General features: G+C 71.3%; 23 protein-coding genes and 1 pseudogene. 10 read left to right on the plus strand and 14 right to left on the minus strand.

Annotated features, from left to right (window positions below):
* The 3 genes and pseudogenes from QMK24_RS02610 to QMK24_RS02620 form a co-directional block, all read right to left on the minus strand.
* A pseudogene (locus QMK24_RS02610) lies at nucleotides 1-143 on the minus strand (IS5/IS1182 family transposase); the annotation flags it as partial.
* Between the two features lie 150 nt (nucleotides 144-293).
* The gene (locus QMK24_RS02615; RefSeq protein ID WP_283463627.1) at nucleotides 294-1,577 is read right to left on the minus strand and encodes a L,D-transpeptidase; all 1,284 of its coding nucleotides are present in this window, start codon (nucleotides 1,575-1,577) and stop codon (nucleotides 294-296) included.
* Between the two features lie 289 nt (nucleotides 1,578-1,866).
* Nucleotides 1,867-2,238, minus strand: coding sequence for a hypothetical protein (locus tag QMK24_RS02620; RefSeq protein WP_283463403.1), 372 nt, complete (start codon nucleotides 2,236-2,238; stop codon nucleotides 1,867-1,869).
* A gap of 101 nt (nucleotides 2,239-2,339) precedes the next feature.
* Between QMK24_RS02620 and QMK24_RS02625 the strand changes: the two genes are divergently transcribed.
* Nucleotides 2,340-2,636, plus strand: coding sequence for a hypothetical protein (locus QMK24_RS02625; RefSeq protein WP_283463404.1), 297 nt, complete (start codon nucleotides 2,340-2,342; stop codon nucleotides 2,634-2,636).
* Nucleotides 2,637-2,659: 23 nt separating this feature from the next.
* On the opposite strand, the gene hutH is transcribed toward QMK24_RS02625, so the two are convergent.
* The 5 genes from hutH to QMK24_RS02650 form a co-directional block, all read right to left on the minus strand.
* A complete protein-coding gene (gene hutH, locus QMK24_RS02630; RefSeq protein WP_283463628.1) occupies nucleotides 2,660-4,213 on the minus strand; it encodes a histidine ammonia-lyase in 1,554 nt (517 codons plus the stop codon).
* 214 nt (nucleotides 4,214-4,427) lie between these two features.
* Nucleotides 4,428-5,579 (minus strand): GGDEF domain-containing protein, encoded by a 1,152-nt coding sequence (locus tag QMK24_RS02635; protein WP_283463406.1) that lies wholly within the window; start codon nucleotides 5,577-5,579, stop codon nucleotides 4,428-4,430.
* A 109-nt stretch (nucleotides 5,580-5,688) separates the two neighbouring features.
* Nucleotides 5,689-6,492, minus strand: coding sequence for an enoyl-CoA hydratase/isomerase family protein (locus QMK24_RS02640; protein ID WP_283463407.1), 804 nt, complete (start codon nucleotides 6,490-6,492; stop codon nucleotides 5,689-5,691).
* Nucleotides 6,493-6,559: 67 nt separating this feature from the next.
* Nucleotides 6,560-7,621 carry an adenylate/guanylate cyclase domain-containing protein gene (locus QMK24_RS02645; protein WP_283463629.1) on the minus strand — a complete coding sequence of 354 codons (1,062 nt, stop codon included), beginning with the start codon at nucleotides 7,619-7,621 and terminating at the stop codon, nucleotides 6,560-6,562.
* 399 nt (nucleotides 7,622-8,020) lie between these two features.
* Nucleotides 8,021-8,860 carry a biotin--[acetyl-CoA-carboxylase] ligase gene (locus tag QMK24_RS02650; protein WP_283463408.1) on the minus strand — a complete coding sequence of 280 codons (840 nt, stop codon included), beginning with the start codon at nucleotides 8,858-8,860 and terminating at the stop codon, nucleotides 8,021-8,023.
* Nucleotides 8,861-8,995: 135 nt separating this feature from the next.
* Between QMK24_RS02650 and QMK24_RS02655 the strand changes: the two genes are divergently transcribed.
* The 4 genes from QMK24_RS02655 (at nucleotide 8,996) to QMK24_RS02670 (ending at nucleotide 11,799) form a co-directional block, all read left to right on the plus strand.
* A complete protein-coding gene (locus tag QMK24_RS02655; protein ID WP_283463409.1) occupies nucleotides 8,996-10,585 on the plus strand; it encodes an acyl-CoA carboxylase subunit beta in 1,590 nt (529 codons plus the stop codon).
* 79 nt (nucleotides 10,586-10,664) lie between these two features.
* Nucleotides 10,665-10,868: an acyl-CoA carboxylase subunit epsilon gene (locus tag QMK24_RS02660; protein WP_283463630.1), complete on the plus strand. Its 204-nt coding sequence runs from the start codon at nucleotides 10,665-10,667 to the stop codon at nucleotides 10,866-10,868.
* An 89-nt stretch (nucleotides 10,869-10,957) separates the two neighbouring features.
* Nucleotides 10,958-11,095, plus strand: coding sequence for a morphogenic membrane protein MmpB (gene mmpB / locus QMK24_RS02665; RefSeq protein ID WP_283463410.1), 138 nt, complete (start codon nucleotides 10,958-10,960; stop codon nucleotides 11,093-11,095).
* A gap of 101 nt (nucleotides 11,096-11,196) precedes the next feature.
* A complete protein-coding gene (locus tag QMK24_RS02670) occupies nucleotides 11,197-11,799 on the plus strand; it encodes a Maf family protein (protein WP_283463411.1) in 603 nt (200 codons plus the stop codon).
* A gap of 79 nt (nucleotides 11,800-11,878) precedes the next feature.
* Here the strand turns inward: QMK24_RS02670 and QMK24_RS02675 are convergent, their stop codons facing one another.
* Nucleotides 11,879-12,373 carry a hypothetical protein gene (locus QMK24_RS02675; protein ID WP_283463412.1) on the minus strand — a complete coding sequence of 165 codons (495 nt, stop codon included), beginning with the start codon at nucleotides 12,371-12,373 and terminating at the stop codon, nucleotides 11,879-11,881.
* A 386-nt stretch (nucleotides 12,374-12,759) separates the two neighbouring features.
* Here QMK24_RS02675 and QMK24_RS02680 point away from each other — a divergent pair, with 386 nt between their 5' ends.
* Nucleotides 12,760-14,526, plus strand: coding sequence for an acetyl/propionyl/methylcrotonyl-CoA carboxylase subunit alpha (locus QMK24_RS02680; RefSeq protein WP_283463413.1), 1,767 nt, complete (start codon nucleotides 12,760-12,762; stop codon nucleotides 14,524-14,526).
* Between the two features lie 110 nt (nucleotides 14,527-14,636).
* Here the strand turns inward: QMK24_RS02680 and QMK24_RS02685 are convergent, their stop codons facing one another.
* Genes QMK24_RS02685 through QMK24_RS02695 form a run of 3 tightly spaced genes read right to left on the minus strand, consistent with a single transcriptional unit; the run spans nucleotide 14,637 to nucleotide 15,687 of the window.
* Nucleotides 14,637-14,963, minus strand: coding sequence for a hypothetical protein (locus QMK24_RS02685; protein ID WP_283463414.1), 327 nt, complete (start codon nucleotides 14,961-14,963; stop codon nucleotides 14,637-14,639).
* Between the two features lie 5 nt (nucleotides 14,964-14,968).
* The gene (locus QMK24_RS02690) at nucleotides 14,969-15,361 is read right to left on the minus strand and encodes an MFS transporter (protein WP_283463631.1); all 393 of its coding nucleotides are present in this window, start codon (nucleotides 15,359-15,361) and stop codon (nucleotides 14,969-14,971) included.
* Nucleotides 15,289-15,687 (minus strand): MFS transporter, encoded by a 399-nt coding sequence (locus QMK24_RS02695; protein WP_283463415.1) that lies wholly within the window; start codon nucleotides 15,685-15,687, stop codon nucleotides 15,289-15,291. The genes QMK24_RS02690 and QMK24_RS02695 overlap by 73 nt, the downstream gene beginning before the upstream one ends.
* Nucleotides 15,688-15,820: 133 nt before the next feature.
* Here QMK24_RS02695 and QMK24_RS02700 point away from each other — a divergent pair, with 133 nt between their 5' ends.
* On the plus strand, nucleotides 15,821-16,378 hold the full coding sequence (locus QMK24_RS02700) for a TetR/AcrR family transcriptional regulator (protein WP_283463416.1): 558 nt from the start codon (nucleotides 15,821-15,823) through the stop codon (nucleotides 16,376-16,378).
* Between the two features lie 68 nt (nucleotides 16,379-16,446).
* Here the strand turns inward: QMK24_RS02700 and QMK24_RS02705 are convergent, their stop codons facing one another.
* Complete coding sequence (locus QMK24_RS02705; RefSeq protein ID WP_283463417.1) at nucleotides 16,447-17,376, minus strand: DeoR/GlpR family DNA-binding transcription regulator; 930 nt, start codon at nucleotides 17,374-17,376, stop codon at nucleotides 16,447-16,449.
* A gap of 103 nt (nucleotides 17,377-17,479) precedes the next feature.
* On the minus strand, nucleotides 17,480-18,928 hold the full coding sequence (locus QMK24_RS02710; protein WP_283463418.1) for an NAD(P)H-quinone dehydrogenase: 1,449 nt from the start codon (nucleotides 18,926-18,928) through the stop codon (nucleotides 17,480-17,482).
* Nucleotides 18,929-18,991: 63 nt separating this feature from the next.
* On the opposite strand from QMK24_RS02710, the gene QMK24_RS02715 reads away from it, so the two are divergent.
* The 3 genes from QMK24_RS02715 (at nucleotide 18,992) to QMK24_RS02725 (ending at nucleotide 22,300) form a co-directional block, all read left to right on the plus strand.
* Nucleotides 18,992-19,429: a gamma-glutamylcyclotransferase family protein gene (locus tag QMK24_RS02715; RefSeq protein ID WP_138352192.1), complete on the plus strand. Its 438-nt coding sequence runs from the start codon at nucleotides 18,992-18,994 to the stop codon at nucleotides 19,427-19,429.
* 146 nt (nucleotides 19,430-19,575) lie between these two features.
* The gene (locus tag QMK24_RS02720; RefSeq protein ID WP_283463419.1) at nucleotides 19,576-20,385 is read left to right on the plus strand and encodes a purine-nucleoside phosphorylase; all 810 of its coding nucleotides are present in this window, start codon (nucleotides 19,576-19,578) and stop codon (nucleotides 20,383-20,385) included.
* A gap of 214 nt (nucleotides 20,386-20,599) precedes the next feature.
* On the plus strand, nucleotides 20,600-22,300 hold the full coding sequence (locus QMK24_RS02725; RefSeq protein WP_283463420.1) for a phospho-sugar mutase: 1,701 nt from the start codon (nucleotides 20,600-20,602) through the stop codon (nucleotides 22,298-22,300).
* Nucleotides 22,301-22,323 lie beyond the last annotated feature (23 nt).

Consider the following 22,323-nt stretch of genomic DNA (forward strand, 5'->3'; position numbering starts at 1 on the left):
ATGTGCTCGAAGACCGTCCGGTCCGGGATCCGGCGCCGGTGACAGCCCAGCGGGTGGTCCGCGGCGAACTCTTCACGGGCGGGCAGGAGCGCAGCGAACTGGTCCCAGAGGGGTTCGAGCAGGCAAGATGGCAGCGCGGGCACGGCCGTCCTTCGTGATCACTGAGCGTAGAGAACTCCATGATCGCCTGGACCCGTGCCCGCACCGCATCCACCCCACCTGATCACTCGACAGCGGCTGCCTATTGCCGGTCGGTCTAAGCCCGGAAGAAGCCGAGCCGCAGGCGGAAGCGCTCAGAGCGCGGAACCCGGCGCGGAACCCAGCGCGGACCCGGCGGTCCACTCGCTCCACGACATGTTCCAGCCGTTGAGCCCGTTGTCCGCCTTGATCGTCTTGTCGGGCGAGTTCTTCATGACGACGAGGTCGCCGATCATCGAGTTGTCGTAGAACCAGCCACCCAGGGTGTTCGGATCATTGGCGCCCTTGGCGTCGCTCAGGCCGATGCAGCCGTGGCTGGTGTTGGCCGAGCCGAAGATCGACTTGTCGCCCCAGTAGTTGCCGTGGATGAAGGTGCCCGAGGAGCTCAGCCGCATGGCGTGCGGCACGTCGGGGATGTCGTACTCACCCGCGAAGCCGACCGAGTCGCCGTTCATCCGCGTCTGCTTGTACTTCTCGGAGATGACCATCTGACCGTTGTAGGTCGGGTGGTCCGCGGAGCCCGCGGAGATCGGAACGGTCTTGATGGTCTTGCCGTCACGGACGACCGTCATCATCTTGGTCTTGGCGTCGACCGTCGAGACCTGGGAGCGGCCGACGGTGAAGTTGACGTCCTTGTTCTGGACGCCGTAGACGCCGCTGGAACCCTCGACACCGTCGAGCTTCAGCTTGACCGTGACGTTGGAGCCGGCCTTCCAGTACTCCTGGGGACGGAAGTCGAGCCGGGTGGAGTCGAACCAGTGGCCGACGATCTTCTGGCCGCTGCTGGAGGCCACCTTGACGGCGGACTCGACGGCCTTCTTGTTGGTGACGGCCTTGTCGAACTTGATCGACACCGGCATGCCGACGCCGACGGTGGAACCGTCCTCCGGCGTGAAGTAGCCGATGAAGCTGTTGCTCGCGGAGACCGTGCCGAAGTCGGAGGTCTCGGTGACGGTGCGGCCCTTCGCGTCCTGCGCGGTCGCCGCGACCTTGTACTTCTTGCCCCGGTCGAGGGACGCGTCCGGCTTCCAGCCTCTGCCGTCGGTGGTGATCGCGCCCTTGACCGCTTTGCCGCTCGCGACATCCGTCATCGTGACGGCGGTGAGCTTGCCGTCGGTCACCGCGACCTTGGCGCCGCTGGTGATGCTCGCGTTGCTGGTGCCCGTCTTCGGGGTGATGGCTATCTTCGCGTCCGAGGCGTCCTTGGCGGCCGCCGCATCGACGTCCGCCTGCGTCTTCGGCTTGTCCGCGCCGCCGCCGGAGCCGGAGCCGCCACCGCCGCACGCGGTCAGCGTGATCGCTCCGCCGAGCAGTACCGCTACGGCCGTCAGGCCGGTGCGCCGCCTGCGGTGCGCGCGCGGGTGCTGGTCGGGCGTCATGCCGTTGACGGGGCCGGTGTCGGGCGACTTCACACGAATCTCCAATGCCTGTGGGCGCACGTTCCCTGCTCGCGTCCCCGCGAGCGCTGGCTCCGGAAACGAGCCTCATCCATAACCAAAGGAACATCCAGGGCCAAAGGTCCGTTCCCTTTGTCCGGAAAGTGTGTCGAGGCCCACGTCTCGGCCTCAGATGACGGCCACGCAGGAAACCCCGGGCCGAGAACGGCCCGGGGCAGGGAAACGTGCAGGTCGGACTGGATCCGATGAGACCGGACGGGACCAGGTCGGGTCAGGCCGTCGTGGGGACCTCCTCGCTGTCCTCCTCGGCGGCGTCGTCATCGCCGTACATGTCCCACTCCTCGGAGTCGGGGTCGTACTCGGTGTGCGCGCAGGACCAGGAGGCCTGCACGAGTTCGATCCCGGGGACCGTCTTGACCAGGTCGAACGGGTCGACCAGATAGGCCAGCGCCTCGGACTCGTCCTGTTTCACGGCCGCCTCGGCGTGCGTCCGCTCCTCGGCGGGCATCTCCGCGTCGGCGGCGATGTGCTCGAGCGCGGCGGCGGTCACTTCCTGCTGTCCGGTGACCTCGAGAACGAGCTCGACCTGGAGTCGTACATAGCGCGGGCCGCTCTCGCCACGGGGAATCTCAGTAGTGCTCATGCGACGGAGCGTAAACGCCGGAGCGTCAGCTTCCCACCAGGCACACCAGGTCACTAGCATCGGCGTCTACGGTCAAGTCGCCGCACCCAATGGGGGATCCGTTGACCTCGCCTCTGGCCTCTCCACGCCCCTTCGTCGCCGCTGCCGCGGCATCCGTGCTGGCAGCGCTGTATTTCGTGCCGTCCGCCACCGCCAGCCCGTCGCCGGCGCCTGCTTCGCAGGTCAAGCCACCGGCGACGGGATCGGGAGCAACGACTTCGACGAGGGGCACGCTCCATCTGGCGGCCACCGGCACTGTGGACACCACGCCCTACCTGATCGGCGGGGCCGCGTTCCTCGTCGGCGGTGCGGGGCTGGTCCTGAACGCCGGCCGCCGCGCCCGCCAAGAGGCCCCCTGATATGCCGTCAGGCTGATACGCCGTCAGGCCAGCGGGCCGGTCACCGACTCGGCCGCCTCGGTCAGCTTCCCGGCGCGGACGAACGCGTAGGCCGCCTCCAGGTCCGGTGACAGGAAACGGTCCGGGCCGGGACCGTCAACGCCCGCCGCACGGACTGCCGCCACCACCGCGCGGGTCGCGGGAGCGGGCCGCAGGTTGTCGCCGGTGAGCTTGTCGCGCATCTCGATGGCGCGGGTGGCCGCGAACAGCTCGACCGCGATGATCCGGGTCAGGTTGTCGACCGCGGTACGCAGCTTGCGGGCCGCGGACCAGCCCATCGACACATGGTCCTCCTGCATCGCCGACGACGGGATGGAGTCCACGGAGGCCGGGACGGCGAGCCGCTTCATCTCGCTGACCAGCGCGGCCTGCGTGTACTGAGCGATCATCAGACCGGAGTCGAGGCCCGGGTCGTCGGCGAGGAAGGCCGGCAGCCCGTGCGAACGCGACTTGTCGAGCAGCCGGTCCGTACGCCGCTCGGCGATGCTGCCCAGGTCGGCGGCGGCGATCGCCAGGAAGTCCAGGACGTACGCGACGGGCGCGCCGTGGAAGTTGCCGTTCGACTCCACCCGGCCGTCGGACAGCACCACGGGGTTGTCGACGGCGGAGATCAGCTCGCGGTCGGCCACCAGCCGGGCGTGCGCCAGGGTGTCCCGGCCCGCGCCCGCGACCTGCGGCGCGCAGCGGATCGAGTAGGCATCCTGCACGCGCGGGGCGTCGTCCTGGTGGTGCCCGGTGAAGTGGGAGCCCTCCAGCACACGGCGCATGTTCTCGGCGCTCGCGGCCTGGCCCGGATGCGGGCGGATCGCGTGCAGCTCGGGCGCGAGGACCCGCTCGGTGCCGAGCAGCGCCTCCAGCGAGAGCGCGGCGGTGATGTCGGCGGCGGTGAACAGCTGCGCGAGGTCCGCGCAGGCCATCACCAGCATGCCGAGCATGCCGTCGGTGCCGTTGATGAGGGCCAGGCCCTCCTTCTCGCGCAGCTCCACCGGCTCGATACCGGCCTCGGCGAGCAGCTCGGCGGCCGGGCGAACCGTTCCGTCAGGGCCCTCCGCCACGCCCTCGCCCATCAGAACCTGCGCGCAGTGCGCGAGCGGGGCGAGGTCGCCGGAGCAGCCGAGCGAGCCGTACTCGTGCACGACGGGGGTGATCCCGGCGTTGAGGATCGCCGCCATCGTCTCGGCGACGACAGGCCGCACGCCGGTACGGCCCGACGCCAGCGTCTTGAGCCGCAGGAACATCAGCCCCCGCACGACCTCGCGCTCCACGCTCGGGCCCATGCCGGCGGCGTGCGAGCGCACCAGGGAGCGCTGCAACTGTGCGCGCAGCTCGGGGCTGATGTGGCGGACGGCCAGGGCTCCGAAGCCCGTGGAGACGCCGTAGACCGGCTCGGGCTTCGCCGCCAGAGCCTCGATGACCTGCCGCGATGCGGCGATCCCGGCCAGCGCCCGCTGCGACAGTTCAACCTTCGCGCCGCCGCGAGCCACGGCCAGGACGTCGTCCGCGCTCGCGCCTTCGGCGCCGATGACCACGTTTTGCATATTCATATTCACGCACCATAGAGAGTGAATCGCCGCCTGTCACTCCTTACCTTGCCGGTCGGTCCCGGACGGACGGTCGGACGGGGGCCTGCCGGCCGGGCGGTGGTCGTCGCGGCGGGGACGCCGGGGTGGGCCCGGAAGCCGCCCGGACCCCGACGAGGCCGGGCGGCCCGGCCATCGGTGCCGGTGGGGCGGCCCGGCCGGGGCCCGGCGCTCAGAGCCGGCGGCCACGGATGCGGCGGCGTTCGCCGTCGGGGGCGGGCGGCTGGTCCGCGAGGCGGACGACTGGGTCGTCGGGACCCTCGCGTCCCGCGACCACCGGCGTGGCCGAGCGCAGCGCCTTGGCCCGGTACTGGGCGGCGTCCGCGAGCCGGAAGAGCCGCCGGGCGGACCGTACGGGCCCGATCGGATCGCCCGTCGAGGCGACCCCGCACGCGACCCCCTCGCCCACCTCCAGCTCGGTGGCCCGGCGGCACAGTTCGTCCGCCGCCCGCACCACCTCGTCCGACTCCTGCCCGACGGCGACCAGGCAGAACTCGTCGCCGCCGAGCCGGGCCGCCAGGCTCCCCGGCAGCAGCGCGCCGCACAGCGACAGGACGGAGCCGAAACGTTCGAGGAGCTGATCCCCCACCGCGTGCCCCAGCCGGTCGTTCACCTTCTTCAGACCGTTCAGGTCGCAGACCACCAGGCTCACCACGGCCCCCGTCTCCCGGTGCAGCTCCAGCGCCTCGTCGAGCCGGACGTCGACGGCGCGCCGGTTCCCGAGCCCGGTCAGGGGGTCGGTGAAAGCCAGCCGCTGGACCTCGGCGAGCCGTTCGGTCTGCGAGATCCCGGCCGCGATCACGGCGGCCAGCACCGTTGCGAAGTCCGCGTCCGCCCGGTCGAAGACCGGCTCGCCCGCACCCCGCGCCACATACAGCTCGCCCCAGGCGCGCCCGTGCAGCACGATCGGCGCCACGACGCAGCAGCCGCGCCCGCGCCGCCGGAGCGCGGCGACCCGCTGGTGGCAGTACGCGCCCGGCCCCCGCGGCGCGCCGTCCGCCGTCTCGACCCACGCGTGCGGTTCCCCGCCGCCCGCCCACTTCCCGTGCAGGAATTCCACGATCTCGGGGAAGTCGTGCACGGGATACGTCTCGTCCTGCGGTTCCGGGTCCTCCCCCGGCGCCAGGTCTCCGTCGTTCACCAGCACCCGGAGCTGCCCCGACCCCCGCTCCCATGACGACAGCGCCGCGAACGAACCGCCCATCGCGATCCGCGCCTTCGTGGCGGCCGCCCGCACCGCCTCGCGCGGTTCCTGAGCGGCCGCCATCGCCTGCGCCAACTCCACGACCGCTCGCAGCCGTCGATCGGCCGTCCCGTCACCCATCCCACCAGGTTAAGAACAAATGACGCCAATGGGGATGTTTGACTACTCCCTGAATGTCCCGGTTGTTCCGAACACCGCCCCGGTCACCCCTCCCCGAACACCGCCCCGGTCACTCCCCCGGCCACTCCGGCGTCCGCTTCTCGTTGAACGCCGCCACGCCCTCCGCCCGGTCCCCGGAGAAGGCCACCGTCCGCCACGCCGCGTCCTCGACGTCGAGACCGGCACGGAGGTCCAGGCCGTGTCCCAGCCGCAGTGCCCGCTTCGCAGCCCGCAGGCCCACCGGCGAATTGCCCGCCATGCGCTCCGCGAGCGCCAGCGCGTCGGTGCGGTCCTCGCCCGCCGCCGCCAGTGCGTCGACGAGCCCCAGCGCGAGAGCCTCCACCGCCGGCACCCGGCGCGCCGTGAAGATCAGTTCAGCGGCCCGCGCCGCGCCGACCCTGCGCGGCAGCAGCTGGGTGCCGCCGCCCCCGGGGATCACGCCCACCGATACCTCCGGCAGACCCACCACGGCCGTCGCGTCCGCCACGATCACATCACAGGACAGCGCCAGTTCGAAGCCGCCGCCGAGCGCGAAGCCGTGCACCGCGGCGATCGCGGGCATCGGCAGTTCCAGCACCGCGGTGTACGCGGCCCTGGTGTGGGGCCGCTGCCGGCCGAGATCCGCGTCCGTGAAGGAGTTGCGCTCCTTCAGGTCCGCGCCGACGCAGAACGCCCGCTCATGGGTCGACGTCAGCACCACCACGCTGACTGTCCGGTCGGCGGCGAGGGCGGCGCACGCCGCCGCCACATTCCCCGCCATCTCCGTCGAGATGGCGTTCATCGCCTTCGGGCGATCCAGCACCAGCTCCGCGACCCGCGCCCCATGGCGGCGCACCACGACCCATTCCCCGAACCGCACTTCCGACTCCGTCATGCCCCGGATCATGCCAGCCGGGCCCGCGGCGCGGGAGACGGCCCACGGTCCAGGGGTCGTGCGCGAATCAGCTGCGGCGGGTCAGCAGCCACGGCTCGACGACGCCGAGCCCTCGCACCGGGCGGCGCCACATCGGCTGGAGGGCGAAGCGGTACTTGTCGTCCTCGGTGGCGTCGACCTCGGAGACCGGGGCGTCGCCGGCCGCGCCGAGGGCCTGGGCGAAGTCGCCGTCGACGAGGACGGCATCGCGTGGCGCTATCGACGTGAGGCGGCTCGCGAGGTTCACCGTGGTGCCGAAGACATCGCCCATCCGCGTCGTGACGGTGCCGAAGGCCATGCCGACGCGCAGCGCGGGCATGGATTCGTCGCCGGTCATGGTCTCGATGAGGCGCAGACCGATCTCGGCGGCGGTGCCGGGGTCGTCGGCGACGTACAGCACCTCGTCGCCGAGGGTCTTGATGAGGCGTCCGCCGTGCGCGGCGACCTGGTCGGCCGCCGTGGTCTCGAAGGCCTCGACGAGTTCGCCGAGCTCCTCCTCCTCCAGCCGCCGGGTGAGCCGGGTGAAACCGACGAGGTCGGCGAAGCCGACGGCGAGCCGCCGGTCGACGGCCTCCTCGTCGTCGGACTGGACGACGCGGCTGGTGGCGGCGGCCAGCTGGCGCCGCCAGACGTAGATGAGGAACTCCTCCAGTTCGGGAAGGAGCAGTTCCACCAGCGGGTAGGCGACCTCGGCCCGCGTCATACCCGGCTCGGGCGGCTCGGTGAGCCCTTCGAGGAAGGAGTCGGTCTGCCAGTCCGCGAGCCGTGCGGTGGTCTGGCCGGTGGAACGGGCCACCTGGATGGCCATGGACTCGCTCAGCAGCCCGGCCTCGACGAGTCCGGCGAGGCGGCGCAGGGCGAGGACATCGGCTTCGGTGAGGGCCTTCGCCTGCCCGATGTCCGCGAATCCCATGGCGCGCCAGAAGCGGGAGGCCAGATCCATGGAGACACCGGCCGTACGGGCCGCCTGGAAGGGCGTGTACTGGCGGCCCGCGCCGAGGATGAGGTGCTCCAGGCGCAGCGCGAGCGGGTGCTCGGCGGGGTCGGTCGAGTCCCCGGAAGCGCCCGCGTCGGTGTCGGTGGTGGCCATGAGTTTGTCGGGTGCCGCGGGGTCGACACCGTCCGGGTCCGGGCCGGTGCCCGGATCCGTCGCGTACGGGGGAAGGCCCGCGTCGTCCACGCTCACCCTCCGCCCCCTGTCAGATCCCTGCGCAATGCCCGTCCGAGCCCTTCCGATCATCAAGCCGACGCGCCGCCTCAACGATACGGCAGGTGTGCCGTGGCTCACGTCGCGACCGGGTCGCCTGCGGCGCGCATCCGGCGGAGGGGGTCGGGGCCGCAGGCGGGGGGTCCGCAATGCTGCCGTGTATTTGTGGGCCGTTAGGCCCGTGAATACACGATTTCGGACCCCCGCCGGAGGACCCGGCTCCCGGCCCGACCTCCGGCCCAGCCCGACGGCGCGGACCGGCGAACCTGCCGGTCACACCACTTACGCGCGCCTCACATGGACCACGTCGCCCGCGCCGACCGGCTGTTCCCCGTCCGCGGTGGCGATCACGAGCCGTCCGTCGTCGTCCACGCCGACCGCCGTGCCGGTCAGCTCGCGTCCGCCGGGCAGCTCGGCGCGGACCTCGCGGCCGAGCGTGGCGCAGCCGGCCGCGTACGTCTGCTGGAGACGGGAGGCGGCGGGGTCGCCGCCCGCCTTGCGCCATTCGCCGTACCAGTCGGCGAGGGAGCGCAGGACGGCGCGCAGCAGGGGGTCGCGGTCGGTGCCCTTCGCTCCCGCGAGGGCGAGGGAGCCCGCGGCGGGAACGGGCAGTTCGTCGGCGCGCAGCGACACATTGAGGCCGATGCCGATGACGACACCGTCCTCCCCGGTGCGCTCGGCGAGGATGCCGCCCGTCTTGCGCTCCTCGCCGTCGATGGTGACGAGCAGGTCGTTGGGCCATTTGAGGGCCGTGTCGACCCCGGCCGCCCGGGACAGCGCGGTGGCGGTGGCGACGCCGGCGAGCAGCGGCAGCCAGCCCCAGCGCGCGACCGGTACCTCGGTGGGCCTCAGCAGCACGGAGAAGAACAGGCCGGAGCGCGGTGGCGCCGTCCAGGTGCGGTCGAGCCGGCCGCGTCCTGCGGTCTGCTCCTCCGCGACGAGTACGGCGCCTTCGGGGGCGCCCGCGGTGGCGCGTTCGGCGAGGTCACTGTTGGTGGACCCGGTGGCCTCGACGACATCGAGGGAGGTCCAGGGACTGTCCGGGGCGATGACCGCGCGCCGGAGCGCGGCTTCGTTCAGCGGAGGCCGCTCCAGGTCGGACCAGCGGTTGGGAGTCGTCATTCGCCCAGCCTAAGAGCGGAGTGTGTCCAACGCCGCACTGCTCGGGAAGCAGTCGCGCCGTTACGCTACGAAACAGCGTTACTCGCCAGTCAAGTAGGACCCGACAGGACCCACGAGAGCAGGAGAGCCGCCTCCATGGCCGAGCCGGAGCACGACATTCACACCACCGCGGGCAAGCTCGCGGATCTGCGCCGCCGTATCGACGAGGCGACGCACGCCGGCTCCGAGCGCGCGGTGGAGAAGCAGCACGCCAAGGGCAAGCTGACCGCCCGCGAGCGCATCGGACTGCTCCTGGACGAGGATTCGTTCGTCGAGCTGGACGAGCTCGCCCGGCACCGCACGACCAACTTCGGGTTGGAGAAGAACCGCCCGTACGGCGACGGTGTCGTCACCGGCTACGGCACGGTCGAGGGCCGCCCGGTGGCGGTCTTCTCGCAGGACTTCACGGTCTTCGGCGGCGCCCTGGGCGAGGTCTACGGCGAGAAGATCGTCAAGGTGATGGACTGGGCGATGAAGACCGGCTGCCCGGTCATCGGCATCAACGACTCCGGCGGCGCCCGGATCCAGGAGGGCGTGGCCTCGCTGGGGATGTACGGCGAGATCTTCCGCCGCAACACCCACGCCTCCGGCGTCATCCCGCAGATCTCGCTGATCGTGGGCCCGTGTGCGGGCGGCGCGGTGTACTCGCCGGCCATCACGGACTTCGTGGTGATGGTCGATCAGACCTCGCACATGTTCATCACAGGGCCCGACGTGATCAAGACCGTGACGGGCGAGGACGTCGGCTTCGAGGAGCTGGGCGGGGCCCGTACCCACAACACGACGTCCGGCAACGCCCACCACATGGCGGGTGACGAGAAGGACGCCATCGAGTACGTGAAGGCGCTGCTGTCGTACCTGCCGTCCAACAACCTGGCGGAGGCACCGGCCTATCCGGTCGAGGCCGATCTGGAGACCAGCGCCGAGGACCTCGAACTGGACGCGCTGATCCCGGACTCCGCGAACCAGCCGTACGACATGCACAAGGTCATCGAGCACGTGCTGGACGACGGCGAGTTCCTGGAGACGCAGGCGCTGTTCGCGCCGAACATCATCGCGGGCCTGGGCCGGATCGAGGGCCGTCCGGTCGGCATCATCGCCAACCAGCCGATGCAGTACGCGGGCTGCCTGGACATCGACGCGTCCGAAAAGGCCGCGCGTTTCGTCCGCACCTGCGACAGCTTCAACATCCCGGTCGTGACCTTCGTGGACGTGCCCGGCTTCCTGCCCGGCACCGACCAGGAGTGGAACGGCATCATCCGGCGCGGCGCCAAGCTGATCTACGCCTACGCGGAGGCGACGGTCCCGCTGATCACCGTCATCACCCGCAAGGCGTACGGCGGCGCCTACGACGTGATGGGCTCCAAGCACCTGGGGGCGGACCTGAACCTGGCGTGGCCGACCGCGCAGATCGCGGTCATGGGCGCCCAGGGCGCGGTGAACATCCTGCACCGCCGCACGCTCGCCGAGGCGAAGACACCGGAGGCGGTCGAGGAGCTGCGGCAGCAGCTGATCACCGACTACGAGGACGCGCTGCTGAATCCGTATGTGGCGGCAGAGCGCGGTTACATCGACGCGGTGATCATGCCGTCCGAGACGCGCTCGCATCTCGTCAAGGCGCTGCGGACGCTGCGCAACAAGCGCGAGAGCCTGCCGCCGAAGAAGCACGGCAACATCCCCCTCTAGTCCCGGCTGATCCCGGCTGGTCCCCTCCAGTCCCCAGCCGTCCGCAACCGCCCCCAACCACTGAAGGAGCCGTCACGTGGTGATCAAGGTAGAGCGGGGAAATCCGACCCCGGAGGAGCTTGCCGCCGTCGTGGCACTGGTCCAGGCGCGGGCCGCCGCCACGGCGGGCAGCGCCGACGGCCCGCAGCGGACGGACGAGTGGGCCGACCCGGCCCACAACGTGCCCCGCCCTGTCCCCGGCCCGGGTCCCGGTGCCTGGCGCACGACCTTCTGGCCCCGCTGAACGGGTCCCGCTGAAATAGTCATCTTCCGGCCCGCGCTTGAGTACCCGTACTCAGGCGCGGGCCTTTTCCCGGGCGCAACCTGGAAGACATGTTGTGGTCGGACCGCGACCGGCGCGACGAGCCGCCGGAGGACATGCGGCAGGTGCAGGCGATGGTGCGGCGCGCGATGCTCGTCATCGCGCTGACCCTGCCGCTGCTGATCCTGATGGTCGGCTGGCGCGGCTGACCCGTGCCGCCGGCCGGCCGGCGGCGTACCCGTACCGCCGCCCGGCGCGTGCGGCCGGCCCGCCCGGCGTCCGCGCCCGGCGCCGTCATTACGATGGCCCGATGAGCACCCGCCGCCCCCTCGTCCTGGCCTCCGCCTCCCCCGCCCGTCTCGCTCTGCTGCGGCAGGCCGGACTCGACCCCCGGGTCGTGGTCAGCGGGGTCGACGAGGACGCGCTGACGGCCGCGAACCCGGCGGAGCTGGCGAAGGTGCTGGCCGAGGCGAAGGCGACGGTGGTCGCGGCGGAACTGACCGGCGGGGAGCTGGTGATCGGCTGCGACTCCGTACTGGAACTGGACGGGGAAGCGCTGGGCAAGCCGGCGGACGCCGCCGAGGCGACCGCCCGGTGGCAGGCGATGCGCGGCCGGTCGGGCGTGCTGCGGACCGGCCACTGCGTCATCGACACCGCGATCGGCAAGCAGGTCTCGGCGACCGCGTCGACCACGGTGCGCTTCGGGTCGCCGGACGACGCCGAGATCGCCGCGTACGTCGCGAGCGGTGAGCCGCTCTACGTCGCGGGAGCGTTCACCCTCGACGGTCGCTCGGCCCCGTTCATCGACGGCATCGACGGCGACGCGGGCACTGTGATCGGCCTGTCGCTGCCGATGCTGCGGCGCCTGCTGGCCGACCTGGACGTGCGGATCACCGACCTCTGGACGGCGTAGCCAGCGGTAGGTCCGGTAGGCACCGGAACATCCGGTAGGCGGCGATAAGTCCCGTTGGCCCCGTGGCTCCCTGTACGTCCTAGGCGGCGGCCGTGGCGCCCGGCGGCGAGGCCTCATTGCCCCTGACCTCGGCGGCGCTCTCGCCGCCACCACCACCGCCACCGCCACCGTCGGCGTCGACGGGGTTGTCGACGGGGTTGTTGTCGCCGTAGAGCAGCAATGTGCCGACAAGGAGCGCCAGGACGGCCATCATGAGGACGAAGGCGGGCCAGCCGACCAGGCCGACGACGACCGCGCCCAGGATGCCGTGGCCGACCGCGCACACGATGATCAGGATCCGTCCGAACCTGCCGGGCGGGCGGCCACGCAGCGCTATCCGCGCGGGGACGAGGGCACAGCCGATGAGGAAGAGCGCGAACAGGACACCGCCGACCCAGGTTCCGATGGCCATGGCGTTCGGGTCGAGTCCGGCGAGCGACATGTTCTGGTGGCGCACGGCGAGGCCGAGCACCATGTTGATGAAGGCGATGCCCATCGCCTCAAGGATGAGCACTACAGCCGCGGTAGCGGCCACACCTCTGCGCACCTTGCCCCCTTCAACCTGCAACCGTTACCCCGGGTATCACGCATCGCGAACGCTACTAACGGGTAGGTCCCGCGGCAAGGTCCGTGACCCCGCCACCCTTTCGGGGTGGCGGACGAGCAAAGATTCCACCCCCTATTCGTGGGGAACCCACAAAGGATCCGGCACTCTGGCCACGGTTACACAGAGAGACATCGGCCACACCGGGTGCCTTGGGACACCTGGACGAATGGGGTCGTACCGTGGATTTAGCAGGCACCCGGCCGCTCAACCGGCACTCGAATCACCCTCCGTGTGGGCAAGCTCACCTGTAGGGATGACTCGGCATGAAGTGTCGTCAGTAACTAAACTCGGCTTGTTTCAAGGAGGGAGCCATCGTGCGCAAGGTGCTCATCGCCAACCGCGGTGAAATTGCAGTCCGCGTCGCCCGCGCCTGCCGGGATGCCGGGATCGCCAGCGTAGCCATCTACGCAGACCCGGATCGGGACGCGCTGCATGTCCGCGCGGCCGACGAGGCCTACGCGCTGGGCGGTGACACCCCGGCGTCCAGCTATCTGGACTACGCCAAGGTGCTGGCCGCCGCAGCGGAATCGGGGGCGGACGCGATCCACCCCGGCTACGGATTCCTGTCCGAGAACGCCGAGTTCGCCCAGGCGGTGCTGGACGCCGGGCTGACCTGGATCGGCCCGCCGCCGCAGGCGATCCGCGATCTCGGCGACAAGGTGGCGGCGCGTCATATCGCGCTGCGCGCCGGTGCCCCGCTGGTCGCGGGCACCCCGGACCCGGTGACGGGCTCGGACGAGGTCGTGACGTTCGCCGAGGAGCACGGCCTGCCGGTCGCCATCAAGGCCGCTTTCGGCGGTGGTGGGCGCGGTCTGAAGGTCGCGCGCACGCTTGAGGAGATCCCGGAGCTGTACGACTCCGCGGTGCGCGAGGCGGTCGCCGCCTTCGGGCGCGGCGAGTGCTTCGTCGAGCGCTACCTGGACCGGCCGAGGCACGTCGAGACGCAGTGCCTGGCGGACAGCCACGGCAATGTCGTGGTCGTATCCACCCGTGACTGCTCGCTGCAGCGCCGCCACCAGAAGCTGGTGGAGGAGGCTCCGGCGCCGTTCCTGACCGAAGAGCAGAACGCCGAGCTGTACCGGGCGTCGAAGGCCATCCTCAAGGAGGCCGGCTACATCGGCGCGGGCACCGTGGAGTTCCTGGTGGCCGTGGACGGCACGATCTCCTTCCTGGAGGTCAACACCCGTCTGCAGGTCGAGCACCCGGTCACCGAGGAGGTCTCCGGTATCGACCTGGTCCGGGAGATGTTCCGGATCGCGGACGGCGAGGCGCTCGGCTACGACGACCCGCCGCTGCGGGGTCACTCGATCGAGTTCCGCATCAACGGCGAGGACCCGGGCCGCGGCTTCCTGCCCGCACCCGGCACCGTCACCACCTTCCAGCCCCCCTCGGGCCCCGGTGTGCGGCTCGACGCGGGCGTGGAGTCCGGCTCGGTCATCGGCCCGGCCTGGGACTCGCTGCTCGCCAAGCTGATCGTGACCGGGGCGACGCGGCAGCAGGCGCTGCAGCGTGCGGCCCGTGCGCTGGAGGAGTTCCGGATCGAGGGCATGGCCACGGCCATCCCGTTCCACCGCGCGGTCGTGACCGACCCGGCGTTCGCCCCCGAACTGGGCGGATCCACCGAGCCGTTCACCGTCCACACCCGGTGGATCGAGACGGAGTTCGCGAACACCATCACGGCGTTCGCACCGGTCGGTGGCGACGAGGACGAGGCCCCGGCCCGCGAGACGGTGGTCGTCGAGGTCGGCGGCAAGCGCCTGGAGGTCTCTCTCCCGGCCTCGCTCGGTGTCGCGTCCATGCCGATCGGCCTGAACAAGAAGGCGCCGCGCCGCGCCGCCACCAAGAAGGCCGGTTCGGCCGCTTCCGGTGACTCCCTGGCATCTCCGATGCAGGGCACGATCGTGAAGGTCGCGGTCGAGGAGGGCCAAGTGGTCAACGAGGGCGACCTCGTCGTCGTCCTGGAGGCCATGAAGATGGAGCAGCCCCTCAACGCGCACCGCTCCGGCACCATCAAGGGCCTGACGGCGGAGGTCGGCTCCTCGGTCACCTCCGGCGCGCTGATCTGCGAGATCAAGGACTGACCGCAGGGTCGGTGAACTGACGATGCCGGGCGGGCCCAGTGGGCCCGCCCGGCATTTCGCTGCTCAGCGCTCAGCCACGCCGGCCCCGGCCGCGTCCGGCCGCGCCGGGTTCAGCCGCGGCCCGCGGACCGCAGCGCGGACCGGCGCCCGGACTGCCGCTGGGGTGTCCGTACAGCCAGGACGAGCAGCAGGGCGAGGCCGGTGAAGACGGCGGCGGCCGCGAAGGCCGCCGTGGCGCCCGCCGTGAAGACCTCCCCGGCATCGCCGCCGGCGTGCCGGGACGCCGTGCCGAATACGGTGACGAGGATCGACAGGCCCAGGCTGCCGCCGATCTGCTGCATCGTCTGCAGCAGCCCCGAGGCCGACCCGGTGTCCCGTGCCTGGACCCCGGACAGGATGAGGGTGCTGAGCGGCATCATCGTGAAGCCGACGCCCACCCCGATCAGCGCCAGCGGCCCGAGCAGCGCTCCCGCGTAGCCGGTTCCGGCGCCGAGCTGCGTGAGCCACAGCGTCCCGCTGAGGGAGAGCAGGGCGCCGGTCGACGCCGGCCGCCGGGATGGCGTGCCGTCTCGGCGACGTAGCGCGGGGCGAGGGCGGCGATGGCGATGCCGACGGGGATGTTGATGAAGAACACCCACCGCCAGGAGCCCCATTCGGTGAGCATGCCGCCCACGATGAGGCCGACGGCGGATCCGGCGCCGGAGATCGCGGAGAACACGCTGAGCGCGCGGTTGCGCTCGGTTCCCTCGGTGAAGGTCGTGGTCAGCAGGGCAAGAGTGCTGGGAGCGGCCAGTGCGGCGGCGGCGCCCTGAGCGCCGCGGGAGACGAGCAGCAGGGTCGCGTCGGTGGCCCCCCGGCGACCGAGGCGGCGGTGAAGGCCAGCACCCCGATGATCAGGGCGCGGCGGCGCCCGATGAGGTCGCCGATCCGGCTGCCGAGCAGCAGCAGGCCACCGAAGGCGAGGATGTAGACATTCAGTATCCAAGACATGCTGGTGGAGGAGAAGCCCAGGTCGGAGCCTATGCCGGGCAGGGCAACATTCACCACCGTCGCGTCCAGCAGCAGCATCAGCTGGGTGCCGACGATGGCGGAGAGCGCGAGGAGATGCCGGCGGGGCGGAGCCGGGGCGATGACGGGGGCCGTGCGCAGGGACGTGGACATGATGAAGAGGCCTCCAGAAGGAGAGCAGAAGCGGAGGGTGCCTCCGTAAACTATGCGGAGGGCACCTCCGGTTCTACAATGTCATTCTGGGATCCTGGGATTCCGGGATCCGGACCTTGGGAGGCAGGTGGCGATGCGGGCAGACGCGCAGCGCAACTACGACCGGTTGCTGGTGGAGGCCCGACAGGCCTTCATCGTGCACGGCACCGACGCGTCGCTGGAGGACATCGCACGCCACGCCGGCGTCGGCATCGGCACCCTCTACCGGCACTTCCCCGACCGCTACGCGCTGATGAACGCGGTCTTCGAGCAGGAGGTCGAGCTGCTCACGGTGCGCGCCAAGGAGCTGCTGACGGCGGACTCACCCACCGAGGCGCTCATCCGGTGGCTGCGCATGGTCGCCGTCCACTCCACCGCGTACCGCGGGCTGTCGGCGGCCATCATGGCCGCGGACGACACGAAGATGGCCGCGTGCAAGTACCCGCTGCGAGCGGCGGGCGGGGCGCTGCTCGAACGCGCCCAGCGGGCCGGTGAGGTACGCGAGGACGCCACCATCGCCGACCTGCTCAAGCTGACGAACGCGATTGTGCTGGTGGCCGAGAAGGACCCGCAGGACCGGGCGATCTTCGACCGGCTGATGGAACTGGCCCTGTACGGCCTGCGCACCCCCGCGACCGCCGCACGGAGCTGACCACCGGAGCTGACCACCGGAGCTGACCACCGGGCCCTGGCGGGCCCGGCTCTCCCCTGCGGCCGCCCCTAACGGCGCCGCAGGTCGGCGATCCTGGCAGCCTGCTGGTCGGCCACGATCGGCGCGGCGCGCAGCGACGGCTGCCCCGGGTGCTGACGCCGCCGGGGAGCGGGCATCTCGCGGCGCGGCCGCCCGGCCGCGATGGCGTCGGCCCCGACAAGGGACGCGACGGCGACCTGCACGCCCCGGTCGGCGAGCGCCTGGAGCTCGGTCGCGCTGCGATCGTCACCGGGCGGCGGTTCGTCCGTCACCAGATGAGTGATCAGATCGGTGGGCACGGTCTGGAACATGGTGTCCGAGCCCAGTTTGGTGTGGTCGGCCAGGACGACGACCTCAGCCGCCGCCTGCACCAGCGCCCGGTCGACGCTCGCGCAGAGCATGTTGGACGTCGACAGACCGCGTTCCGCGGTCAGCCCCGCGCCCGACAGGAAGGCCCGCGACACCCGCAGCCCCTGGAGGGACTGCTCGGCACCGCTCCCGACCAGGCCGTAGTTGGAACCGCGCAGCGTGCCACCGGTCATGACGACCTCGACCCGGTTCGCGTGCGCCAGCGCCTGCGCCACCAGCAGGGAGTTGGTGACGACGGTCAGTCCGGGAATCCGCGCGAGCCGGCGGGCCAGCTCCTGCGTGGTGGTCCCGGCGCCGACCACGATGGCCTCGCCCTCTTCGACGAGCCCGGCCGCGAGATCGGCGATGGCCGTCTTCTCCGCGGTCGCTAGATGGGATTTCTGCGGAAAGCCGGATTCCCTGGTGAAGCCACCCGGCAGCACCGCACCGCCATGCCGGCGGTCGAGCAGTCCTTCGGCCTCCAACGCGCGCACGTCCCGCCGCACGGTCACTTCGGAGGTCTGGACGACACGGGCGAGCTCCCGGAGCGATACCGCTCCGTTAGCCCGCACCATTTCGAGGATCAGTTGACGACGTTCTGCTGCGAACACGAAACTGACAGTAACGCCAACGACCGTCTGCTTTCAGCACTTTGCGCCACTTAACCGAAGTCGTGCACAAAAGAGACCACTGAGTGGTAGCAGCGGGCAGGCCCTACAGCTCGCTGGCGGTCTTGCGGGTGTGGAGCTGGCGGGCCACCTCGGCGATCGAACCCGACAGGGACGGGTAGACGGTGAACGCGTTCGCGATCTGCTCCACCGTCAGGTTGTTGTCGACCGCGATCGAGATGGGGTGGATCAGCTCACTGGCGCGCGGCGACACGACGACCCCGCCGACGACGATCCCGGTGCCCGGCCGGCAGAACAGCTTGACGAAGCCGTCGCGGATGCCCTGCATCTTGGCGCGCGGGTTGCGCAGCAGCGGCAGCTTGACGCAGCGGGCGTCGATCCGGCCGCTGTCGACGTCTGCCTGGGTGTAGCCGACGGTGGCGATCTCCGGGTCGGTGAAGACGTTCGAGGAGACCGTCTTGAGGTTGAGCGGCGCGACCGCGTCGCCCAGGAAGTGGTACATCGCGATCCGGCCCTGCATGGCGGCGACCGAGGCGAGGGCGAAGACGCCGGTGACGTCACCGGCCGCGTACACGCCGGGCGCGGAGGTGCGGGAGACCTTGTCGGTCCAGATGTGGCCGGAGTCCTTGAGCTTGACGCCCGCCTCCTCCAGACCCATGCCGGTGGTGTTCGGAATCGCGCCGACGGCCATCAGGCAGTGCGAGCCGGTGATGACCCGGCCGTCCGCCAGGGTGACCTCCACCCGGTCGCCGACCCGCTTGGCGGACTCGGCGCGCGAGCGCGCCATCACGTTCATGCCGCGGCGGCGGAAGACGTCCTCCAGCACGGCGGCGGCGTCCGGGTCCTCGCCCGGCAGCACGCGGTCGCGCGATGAGACGAGTGTCACCTTGGAGCCGAGCGCCTGGTACGCCCCGGCGAACTCCGCACCGGTCACGCCGGAGCCCACCACGATGAGCTCCTCGGGGAGCTCCTCCAGGTCGTAGACCTGCGTCCAGTTCAGGATCCGCTCGCCGTCCGGCAGCGCGTCGGCCAGCTCGCGGGGGCGGGCGCCGGTCGCGATCAGCACCGCGTCGGCCGTCAGCGTCTCCGACGTGCCGTCCGCGGCCTCGACCACGACACACCGGGTGCCGCCTGCGGTCTGGCAGCCCTCCAGCCGGCCGCGACCGCGCATCACCCGTGCACCCGCACGGGTGACGGAGGCGGTGATGTCGTGCGACTGGGCCAGCGCGAGCCGCTTCACCCGCCGGTTCACCTTGCCCAGGTCCACGCCCACCACACGCGCCGCCTGCTCCAGCGGCGGGGTGTCGTCCGCGACGATGATTCCCAGCTCTTCGTACGAGGAGTCGAAGGTGGTCATCACCTCAGCGGTGGCAATCAAAGTCTTCGACGGGACGCAGTCGGTGAGCACCGACGCCCCGCCCAGACCGTCGCAGTCGACGACGGTCACCTCCGCGCCGAGCTGCGACGCGACAAGCGCCGCCTCATATCCGCCGGGTCCGCCGCCAATGATCACGATCCGAGTCACGTACCCCATTGTCCCGCACGCGCCAAGCGTTCACTTACAGGGGGCTCACCTCCCTCCCGTACTCTCGTCATCATGTCGCTCTACGCCGCCTACGCCGGCAACCTCGACGCGCGGCTCATGACCCGCCGCGCCCCCCACTCCCCGCTGCGCGGCACCGGCTGGCTGGACGGCTGGCGGCTCACCTTCGGCGGTGAGCAGATGGGCTGGGAAGGCGCCCTGGCGACCCTTGTCGAGGACCCGCTGCGGCAGGTCTTCGTCGGGCTGTACGACATCGCGCCCATCGACGAGGAGTCGATGGACCGCTGGGAGGGCGTACCGCTCAGCATCTACCGGCGCACGACCGTGCGCGTGCACACCCTGGACGGCGAGGTCGCCGCCTGGACATATGTGCTGAACGATTACGAGGGCGGCCTGCCCAATGCCCGCTATCTCGGTGAGATCGCGGACGCCGCCGAATCGTGCGGCGCGCCCCACGACTATGTGATGGAGCTGCGCAAGCGGCCCTGCTGAGCCGCCACAGCCCTTCCCGGCCGCCGACCCGCCGCCGTCCTGACCTACCTCCGGCAGGGACGTCAATCAGCGGATCATCCGAAATCCGGGGGGCGCTCCGCTGGGACGTCTACGCGCGTAGGCCGGAACCGGATACCCTCGTCCGCGTGAACGCTTTCGCTAACCCCGACCCTTACGGCGCCGCCGACGCCGCCGCCGCCCGCCTGCGCGAGCTCACCGGCGCCGAGACCCACGACGTCGCCCTTGTCATGGGCTCGGGCTGGGTCCCCGCCGCCGATGAGCTCGGCAGCGCCGACGCCGAATTCCCGATCACCGAGCTGCCGGGCTTCCCGCCCCCCGCCGTCGCCGGACACTCCGGCAAGGTCCGCTCGGTCACGATCAACGGCGTCCGCGCCCTCGTCTTCCTCGGCCGCAACCACCTCTACGAGGGCCGCGGCGTGGCCACCGTCGTGCACGGCGTCCGCACCGCCGTCGCCGCGGGCTGCAAGACCGTCGTCCTCACCAACGGCTGCGGCGGGCTGCGCCCGAACTTCCGCCCCGGCCAGCCGGTCCTGATCAGCGACCACATCAACATGACGGCCACCTCGCCGATCGTCGGCGCGAACTTCGTGGACCTCACCGACCTGTACTCCCCGCGGCTGCGCGCCCTGTGCAAGGAGGTCGACCCCACCCTGGAGGAGGGCGTCTACGTACAGCTGCCCGGCCCGCACTACGAGACCCCGGCAGAGATCGGCATGGTCCGCGCCATCGGCGGCGACCTCGTCGGCATGTCCACCACCCTGGAGGCCATCGCCGCCCGCGAGGCCGGTGCCGAGGTGCTCGGCATCTCCCTCGTCACCAACCTGGCAGCAGGCATGACGGGCGCTCCGCTCAACCACGAAGAAGTCCTCGAAGCCGGCCGCGAATCCGCTACGCGCATGGGCAGCCTCCTGGGCCAGGTCCTCGGCCGCCTGTAGGACGGCGTCCGGCAGGCGGATTCAAACGCCGGCCGGACTGTCCGGCGCCCCAAACCGCGGGCGGGGCTGAAAACCAGTCCGCCCGGGCTGGACATCCAGCCTGCAACCGGCCTCAACTGCGGCCGAGCAGCGAATTCCCCCCGCCGCTGGGCAGGCTTGTGGCCGACCCGGCCCGTTCCGTACGCAACCCTCCCCTCCCCGATCAGGAGCTCACATGGGAACCGACAGGACTCAGCTCACGCACGCCGCGCGCACCTGGCTGAGCGAGGATCCGGACCCGGACACCCGGGCCGAGCTGGAGGCACTCCTGACGGCGGCGGAGGCCGGCGACGCGGCGGCGGTGGCCGGTCTTGAGGACCGGTTCGCCGGGACCCTCCAGTTCGGCACGGCCGGGCTGCGCGGCGAGATCGGGGCCGGCCCGATGCGCATGAACCGTTCGGTCGTGATCCGGGCCGCAGCCGGTCTCGCGGGCTATCTGAAGGCCCAGGGACAGACCGGCGGCCTGGTCGTCATCGGCTACGACGCACGGCACAAGTCGTACGACTTCGCGCGCGACACGGCAGCCGTGATGACCGGCGCGGGCCTGCGGGCGGCGCTGCTGCCGCGTCCGCTGCCCACCCCCGTGCTCGCGTTCGCCATACGACATCTCGGCTCGGTGGCGGGGGTCATGGTGACCGCGAGCCACAATCCGCCGCAGGACAACGGCTACAAGGTGTACCTGGGCGACGGCTCCCAGATCGTGCCTCCCGCCGACACGGAGATCGCCGCGCAGATCGAGGCGATCGGCGCGCTCGCCGACGTACCCCTGACCCCGGACGGCACGGACGGCTGGGACGTCCTCGGCGATGACGTCATCGACGCGTACCTGGAGCGCGCGGCAGGCGTAGTGGCGCCGGACGGGCCGCGCGACCTGTCCGTGGTCTACACACCGCTGCACGGCGTGGGCCGAGAGGTGCTGACGGCGGCCTTCGCGCGGGCCGGATTCCCGGCGCCGACGCCCGTCGCCGAGCAGGCGGAGCCCGACCCGGACTTCCCGACCGTGGCCTTCCCCAACCCGGAGGAGCCGGGGGCCATGGACCTGGCGTTCAAGACCGCGCGGTCGATCGGCCCCGACATCGTGATCGCCAACGACCCGGACGCCGACCGCTGCGCCGTCGCCGTCCCGGACCGTTCCTCGGCGTCCGGCTGGCGGATGCTGCGCGGCGACGAGGTCGGCGCGCTGCTCGCCGTCCACCTGGTGCACAAGCACGCGGCCGGCACGTTCGCCGCCTCCATCGTGTCGTCCTCGCTCCTCTCGAAGATCGCCGCCGCTGCCGGGCTGCCCTACGAGGACACCCTCACCGGCTTCAAGTGGATCGCCCGTGTGGAGGGCCTGCGCTACGGCTACGAGGAGGCGCTGGGCTACTGCGTCGACCCCGGCGGCGTACGCGACAAGGACGGCATCACCGCCGCCCTGATGATCGCCGAGCTGGCCGCGAGCCTGAAGGAGACCCGCCGCACCCTCGACGACCTGCTGGACGACCTCGCCCTGGAACACGGCCTGCACGCCACCGACCAGCTCTCGGCGCGGGTCGCCGACCTCTCGCTGATCGGCGACGCCATGACGCGGCTGCGCGAGAAGACCCCGACGGTCCTCGCGGGACTCGACGTCGTCTCCGCCGAGGACCTCGCCGAAGGCACCGAGCAGCTCCCGCCCACGGACGGGCTGCGCTACTCGCTGGCGGGCGACGCGGCGTCCGGTGTCGAGTCCGCGCGGGTGATCGTGCGCCCGAGCGGCACCGAGCCCAAGCTGAAGTGCTACCTGGAGGTCGTCGTCCCCGTCACCTCCGCCAACACCCTCACCGGCGCCCGTGCCACGGCGGACGCGGTGCTCGCCGCCCTCAAGACGGACCTGGCGGCGGCGGCCGGGATCTGACGCCTGATCCTGCTCGACGACAT

This window comes from Streptomyces sp. PH10-H1 (assembly GCF_030063355.1).
In the GTDB taxonomy this organism is placed as follows: Bacteria; Actinomycetota; Actinomycetes; order Streptomycetales; family Streptomycetaceae; genus Actinacidiphila.